This is a genomic window from Symbiopectobacterium sp., from assembly GCF_051710365.1.
GTDB lineage: Bacteria > Pseudomonadota > Gammaproteobacteria > Enterobacterales > Enterobacteriaceae > Symbiopectobacterium.
Genome location: NZ_JBPETA010000197.1, coordinates 1 through 5,496 on the forward strand (window position 1 = coordinate 1; position 5,496 = coordinate 5,496).

The window sequence follows — 5,496 nt, forward strand, 5'->3', positions numbered from 1 at the left end:
CAGCCCACCACACCCCAAAAACATCTGGGCAAAGGTTCGGCACGTTGTCGGTGCCTTCCGTAGAGCGCGAGGCTCGTTTTGAAGGAGCATGTATCTGGAATCTGCCGCAACCGCCGTCATGTTCGTTAGCCTCGGGCTGGCTACTTACGCTCAGGCAATCGGCGGGTAACTCGAGGTCTTGCCTGCCGGGATATTGCCGTTGCGGGTTGCTGTCCCACCGTCTGGCTGTAGGCTGTCAGGTGGGTTGATGGGATGAATATACAAGAAAAATTGTCACAATGTAAACATTAAAATTTGTTTTTTGTTGTCTTATTCGTTAACTACTTGCTTTAAAAAACAAAATAATTTTTTACTATCTTGTTTTTTCCTTAAAAATACAGCGTTAAGGAACATGGATTAGAAGGGGTCTGAAGGGATATGGATGAAGTTATTCGTATACCGGGGGAATACAGAGGAAAAAATCGGCACAATAGCCGAGAGTGTTAAACTACTTTCGGTATCTGATCACTGAATACCAGAAGACAAATCCGACAATTTCTATTTCATTTTCATTAGCTTCTTCATCTTCATACTCGTTACGATTAAAGCTGCGGATCAGTATCTTGCCACCAGGACGACGATAAAGTTGTTTAATGCGCTTGAGACCATCTTGATTAATTGCATAAAATTCACCGTCTATTATTCGCTTATTATTTATATCTATAGCAACTGTTGCACCATCTGGTATTAAAGGCTCCATGCTGTTACCAACCGCTGGAAAACAGATTACACCTGAACCATCGGTACTGGCGCCTACACGACGCAAAGTGGCTTTGGAGAATCGAAGTTTAAAACTGTTATAATCCACTTCATTCGTTCGACCATCCCCGCAAGCAAATTGGATGTCCTTAAGAAACGGAACTTCGACTTCATCGCTAGAAAGAGGTGTTTTTCTATCCCAAGCATCAACGGTTCCCCATTCAGTTTCTGGTGGAATCCCTGACTCTGGATGGTGGGTCGTTGGTGGAGTGCCTTCACCAGAAAGCAGCCATTTGACGCTACAATTCAAAGCTGCACAGAGTTCTGGGAGATAGCGTGGACGCTTAGTTTCTCCATTTTCTAACTGCTGAATTGCTTGTTGAGAAGTGCCTGCTTTTTCAGCAAGTCGGGCTTGAGTCCACCCTAGTTCCTCTCTACAGTTTTTAACCCGCTCGGCAATACTCATCAACAATTACTCACGACATTTTTCTTCTTCATAGATCATTACAAGAAATACTGTGCTTGACAAACAAGATTAATTAACAATAAAATACAATAAAGTTTGTCAATGGAGGCGAATATGAACAAGCTTTCTGAGCGTCTAAAGCAGAGGCGCACGGAGTTAAACTTCACTCAAGCTGATCTCGCTATTATCGCAGGGGTTAAGCAGCAGACCATTCAACAAATTGAATCTGGTGCAACTAAACGACCTCGCTTTTTACTTGAAATAGCTAACGCACTAAAGTGCAACCCATCTTGGCTGCTGTATGGCTCTCAAGAGGGTTACACAGCCTAACCAGCAGTACCCGCTCTTTACAACGGACCGTCGTCCTACGGAAGCCACCGACAACGTGGCGAACTCAACATCCCACAGTACAACTCACTGTGACTGGCTCACGGCTTCGTCACGTCTGTTGATCACCAAAACACAGGTGCCGTGTTTCTACACGTGCATCCGATAACCTATTTTTTTCAACAAGGAAAGTATCACACATGAACCCTGCAACACAAAGCAAGAAAGCCGCTCACATCGAGTCGGCATTACTCAACAAGTTAGCCCTGATGGGACAGAAAGCCTTTGCCGCCGCCATGAACGTACCGGAGTACCAGGTCAGTCGCTGGAAGAACGGTCTGTTTCGACAGGTCAGCATGATGTTAGCCGTGCTGAACTACGGCATTGCCGATGATGAAATGGCTGAGTTAGCCAAATGGCTGGCGGGGTATCTGACCAAAGAAAAAGCCGGTCAGTGGGAGAACACTTTTCCGGCTTAAAACTGCAACAACAAATTGAATTCAGGAGGAATTATGGCACGAAATAACCGGAATTTCAAGCAGAAAGAGGAACGTGTGCATCCCGATTCACCTGATGGTTTAGTTGTCGCAGCCGTCTTTAACAAGCCGTTCGCTGAGCGGCTTATCGATGTTTTCAGACTGGCTAAATCGAGGGTGAAAAAAGATGAGCGTCGTTAGTTTAGCCGAAGCAAGAGAGGCCAGAAGGTCGCAGGAGTCGCCATTTACTGGCGGTAAGGGGTATGCCTTGCTGCACCGTAAAATCATGGAATTGCCATTCTACAGGACGGATTCTGAGGCAGTACATTTGTGGGTTCACATCATTCTGTCAGCCAACCATGCGCCGGTTGTTGTGCCTACTGAATTCGGTGAGACGCTACTGCGCCGGGGTGAGTTCATTACAGGGCGCAATAAGCTGGAACTGGAAACGGGCGTCACTGATAGCCGCATAAAATATCTGCTCAACAAGTTTGAAAAGATGGGGATGATCACCCGTATCAGTAACAAGAAATTCACCCGGATTTTTGTTGTGAAATACGACGATTATCAACCGAATTTTGTGCCAACAGAATGCCAACAAAGTGCCGACGCAAAGCCGCAGCCAGAAAGGGCTAGCGAGGAGGTTGTGCCAACAGAGTGCCAACAAAGTGCCACAGACAATGAATTAAATAATAACTCATTAGATAAATCTAATGAGTGTGCATCAGCAGCAGAAAATCAGGAGTCAAAAAAGCCATCGCTATCCTGCCAGGACGTTGTTGACGCATACCACGAAATTCTTCCAGAAGCGCCAAGTATTCGCTTGCTAAGCGAGAAGCGTAAAAACCTGATCCGCACCTTCTGGAAGAAGGCCGGGGTTATCACTCGCAAGCTGGACAACAAGCCATTCACTATCGAGGCGTGGCGGGAATATCTCGGATACATCTCACTAAACTGCCGATGGATGCTGGAAAGCCGTCCTAACCAGAAAACCGGAACCACATGGCGCAAGCGTGATTTCGAGTTTTACCTCAACGACAACACGTACCTGAAAGTCAGGGAAGGGGGCCATGATGACAATGACCGCTGATAACCTCTTCCCGCCAAGCAGTATCGAGGCTGAGCAATCGGTTATCGGCGGGCTGCTACTGGACGCACAAAGCGACCGGGCACAAAAAGTATTTTCCTTCCTGAAGCCGGATGCGTTTTACAACCGACAGCATGCCGTAATCTACCGTGCCATGCAGGGCATGAACACCGGTCGCAAAACTGTTGACCTCCTCACGGTATCTGACCAGCTTGAAAGCTCTGGTGATCTGGAACACATCGGAGGATTTGCTTATCTGGCAGAAACGCAGCGTTCAACGCCAAGCGCGGCAAACATTGTGACGTACGCAAACGTGGTGCGCGAGAAAGCGATGGAGCGCTACGCCATCGAACAGGCTAACAAGGCTCTGGAAATACTCTACGCCCGCAACGGTATGACTACCGCTGAAAAGCTGGAGTATTTTCAAGCGCTGGCGATGCAGCTTGCCGAAAAATCAAGATCCGACAACAGCAAGGGATTAATACCGTTCCGTGATGCGTTCAATGAATGGACTTACAAAGTTGGTGAGCGCCTTGAGGGGAACACATCATCTATCGGGATCACATCGGGAATATCGGCACTGGATGAGCTTCTCGAGCCTAAGCGCATTGTCAGGGGGTCTCTGTTTGTTATTGGCGCTAGGCCAAAAATGGGAAAGACAACGGTATACCAGAAGATGGCGATCCACTGCGCGATTGAAGAAAACCTTCCGGCGCTGGCGTTCAGCCTTGAAATGCCGAAGGACCAGATGGTAGAGCGCATAGTCTCCCAACACAGCCGCGTTAATTCTAACGTTTTTTACCTAAACGGGTACGACGACAACAAGTTTGCTATGGCGTTGTCGAAAGGCGGGGAGCTTGCGCAAACAGACAATCTGTTCATTGACGACACGCCTGGGCTATCGTTAGCACATATCGTTTCTGAGTCTCGCAGGATTAAGCAGGAGCGCGGCGATATTGGGATGATTTTAGTTGATTACCTTACGCTGATGACGGCAGAAAAGGCTGATACAGAAGCGCAGGCATACGGGATCATCACAAAAGGCCTGAAGGTATTGGCTAAGGAACTTAACTGTGTTGTCGTGCTTCTTACTCAGCTTAACCGTGGCTCAGAGGGAAGGGCAAACAAACGCCCTGTACCAAGTGACTCTCGCTCAACCGGACAGATCGAACAGGACTGTGATTACTGGCTGGGAATTTACCGAGAGGCAGAGGATAATGAGGGTGTTGGTGATAGCGAAACAGAACTGATTTTGCGCCTGAATCGGCATGGGTCTAGTGGAACGGTATATGCTGAACAGCGAAACGGAATTCTGTATGACGTTGATCAACAGATGGCACAAATGAGGATATCCGGGCGGAAGGAGAAAACGGTTTCCAAACGCGGCGGATTCTAACCAAGAGAATTGATGAAGGAAATGACATGACAGCTAAAAAGCTAGATGTAAACGCATATTTGGAAAATGAGGCTAAATTGTCAGAAATAGTTACCGTTGATGATACTCACATAATTATCAATATTCCCGGGGATCATATTGATGGCGAATATGCTATTGCACTGGTTTCATGCAAAACGGCGGAACAGGTTGTGGGATGGATTTTCCATTTGACAGGAAAGTCATGGATTACAAATGACATTCTGCGAAGATTCATTAAAGAGGCAAGCGCCCACGCAGGGATTGAATTGTAGACGAGGCTTTGTTGAATAAATAGAAAGTTTGGGTAATCATGGCTTTGTTGAATAAATAGATTTTATGCTGGCAGCCAAGTGAAACGACGGATCCTCGCAACGCAAAATCATGCAGTTAGGCCCCATGAGAAAACTGTACACCTAAGATGACAAGCATTTTCTACCAAAACTGGCATAGAAAAACAGCATGATTACCTATTATTCAACAAAGCCTGTAGACGAACTCAGTATCACAAACTCCGCCGCTTAATGAGCGGCTTTTTTATGCCAAAAATTCATTGTCTAGACCGAATAAACAGGAGGAGTGATATGACCCAAGAAGAATTTACAGAGCGAATGGTGCAGATCGCCAATGATGGTTATGGCCCTGAATCCGACCATGCCGACGCTGATGGACTGATATCTGAATATCTGCGCGAACAGGGGCTTCATGAAGCGATGGACGCATTCGAGGGCATGACGAAATGGTATGCGTAACGGAAGAAATCCCCAGTTGCCGAGCAGCCGGAATAACAATGAAGGAGGGGTGATGGATAAAACATGCTTCCTGCTGCGTGATGAACGAATACGAAAAAACCTGAAAGCGTTTATTTGTACTAGCTCAGACCTGATCTGACAGTTACCGGTTATTTATACAGGTGTCTGTCAGATTAAATCTGGTTCAGATTTTTTTCTGCCCAGACCCGTTTACCATCAAGTAATGTTGCCATTGG

8 protein-coding genes are annotated in these 5,496 nt (G+C 46.7%); 7 read left to right on the plus strand and 1 reads right to left on the minus strand.

The genetic code is table 11. The features are described 5' to 3' along the window. Nucleotides 1-487: 487 nt before the first annotated feature. On the minus strand, nt 488-1,204 hold the full coding sequence (locus ACTBDZ_RS14640) for an XRE family transcriptional regulator (RefSeq protein ID WP_438815869.1): 717 nt from the start codon (nt 1,202-1,204) through the stop codon (nt 488-490). A gap of 114 nt (nt 1,205-1,318) precedes the next feature. Here ACTBDZ_RS14640 and ACTBDZ_RS14645 point away from each other — a divergent pair, with 114 nt between their 5' ends. The 7 genes from ACTBDZ_RS14645 (at nt 1,319) to ACTBDZ_RS14675 (ending at nt 5,260) form a co-directional block, all read left to right on the plus strand. Further along, on the plus strand, nt 1,319-1,534 hold the full coding sequence (locus tag ACTBDZ_RS14645) for a helix-turn-helix domain-containing protein (protein WP_438815863.1): 216 nt from the start codon (nt 1,319-1,321) through the stop codon (nt 1,532-1,534). Nucleotides 1,535-1,731: 197 nt separating this feature from the next. Further along, nucleotides 1,732-2,010 (plus strand): CII family transcriptional regulator, encoded by a 279-nt coding sequence (locus ACTBDZ_RS14650; protein WP_438815864.1) that lies wholly within the window; start codon nt 1,732-1,734, stop codon nt 2,008-2,010. 33 nt (nt 2,011-2,043) lie between these two features. Continuing rightward, the gene (locus ACTBDZ_RS14655) at nt 2,044-2,208 is read left to right on the plus strand and encodes a hypothetical protein (RefSeq protein WP_438815865.1); all 165 of its coding nucleotides are present in this window, start codon (nt 2,044-2,046) and stop codon (nt 2,206-2,208) included. Then, complete coding sequence (locus tag ACTBDZ_RS14660; RefSeq protein ID WP_438815866.1) at nt 2,195-3,097, plus strand: DNA replication protein; 903 nt, start codon at nt 2,195-2,197, stop codon at nt 3,095-3,097. The genes ACTBDZ_RS14655 and ACTBDZ_RS14660 overlap by 14 nt, the downstream gene beginning before the upstream one ends. Then, nucleotides 3,087-4,490, plus strand: a complete 1,404-nt coding sequence (locus tag ACTBDZ_RS14665) for a DnaB-like helicase C-terminal domain-containing protein (RefSeq protein WP_438815870.1) — start codon at nt 3,087-3,089, stop codon at nt 4,488-4,490. The genes ACTBDZ_RS14660 and ACTBDZ_RS14665 overlap by 11 nt, the downstream gene beginning before the upstream one ends. Before the next feature lie 26 nt (nt 4,491-4,516). Beyond that, complete coding sequence (locus tag ACTBDZ_RS14670) at nt 4,517-4,783, plus strand: hypothetical protein (RefSeq protein ID WP_438815867.1); 267 nt, start codon at nt 4,517-4,519, stop codon at nt 4,781-4,783. Nucleotides 4,784-5,092: 309 nt separating this feature from the next. Continuing rightward, nucleotides 5,093-5,260 carry a hypothetical protein gene (locus ACTBDZ_RS14675; RefSeq protein ID WP_438815868.1) on the plus strand — a complete coding sequence of 56 codons (168 nt, stop codon included), beginning with the start codon at nt 5,093-5,095 and terminating at the stop codon, nt 5,258-5,260. Nucleotides 5,261-5,496: the final 236 nt, after the last annotated feature.

Coding starts and splice junctions, on each gene's coding strand:
- ACTBDZ_RS14640 (WP_438815869.1), bottom strand. CDS start 1,204: ATGAGTATTGCCGAGCGGGTTAAAAACTGTAGAGAGGAACTAGGGTGG.
- ACTBDZ_RS14645 (WP_438815863.1), top strand. CDS start 1,319: ATGAACAAGCTTTCTGAGCGTCTAAAGCAGAGGCGCACGGAGTTAAAC.
- ACTBDZ_RS14650 (WP_438815864.1), top strand. CDS start 1,732: ATGAACCCTGCAACACAAAGCAAGAAAGCCGCTCACATCGAGTCGGCA.
- ACTBDZ_RS14655 (WP_438815865.1), top strand. CDS start 2,044: ATGGCACGAAATAACCGGAATTTCAAGCAGAAAGAGGAACGTGTGCAT.
- ACTBDZ_RS14660 (WP_438815866.1), top strand. CDS start 2,195: ATGAGCGTCGTTAGTTTAGCCGAAGCAAGAGAGGCCAGAAGGTCGCAG.
- ACTBDZ_RS14665 (WP_438815870.1), top strand. CDS start 3,087: ATGACCGCTGATAACCTCTTCCCGCCAAGCAGTATCGAGGCTGAGCAA.
- ACTBDZ_RS14670 (WP_438815867.1), top strand. CDS start 4,517: ATGACAGCTAAAAAGCTAGATGTAAACGCATATTTGGAAAATGAGGCT.
- ACTBDZ_RS14675 (WP_438815868.1), top strand. CDS start 5,093: ATGACCCAAGAAGAATTTACAGAGCGAATGGTGCAGATCGCCAATGAT.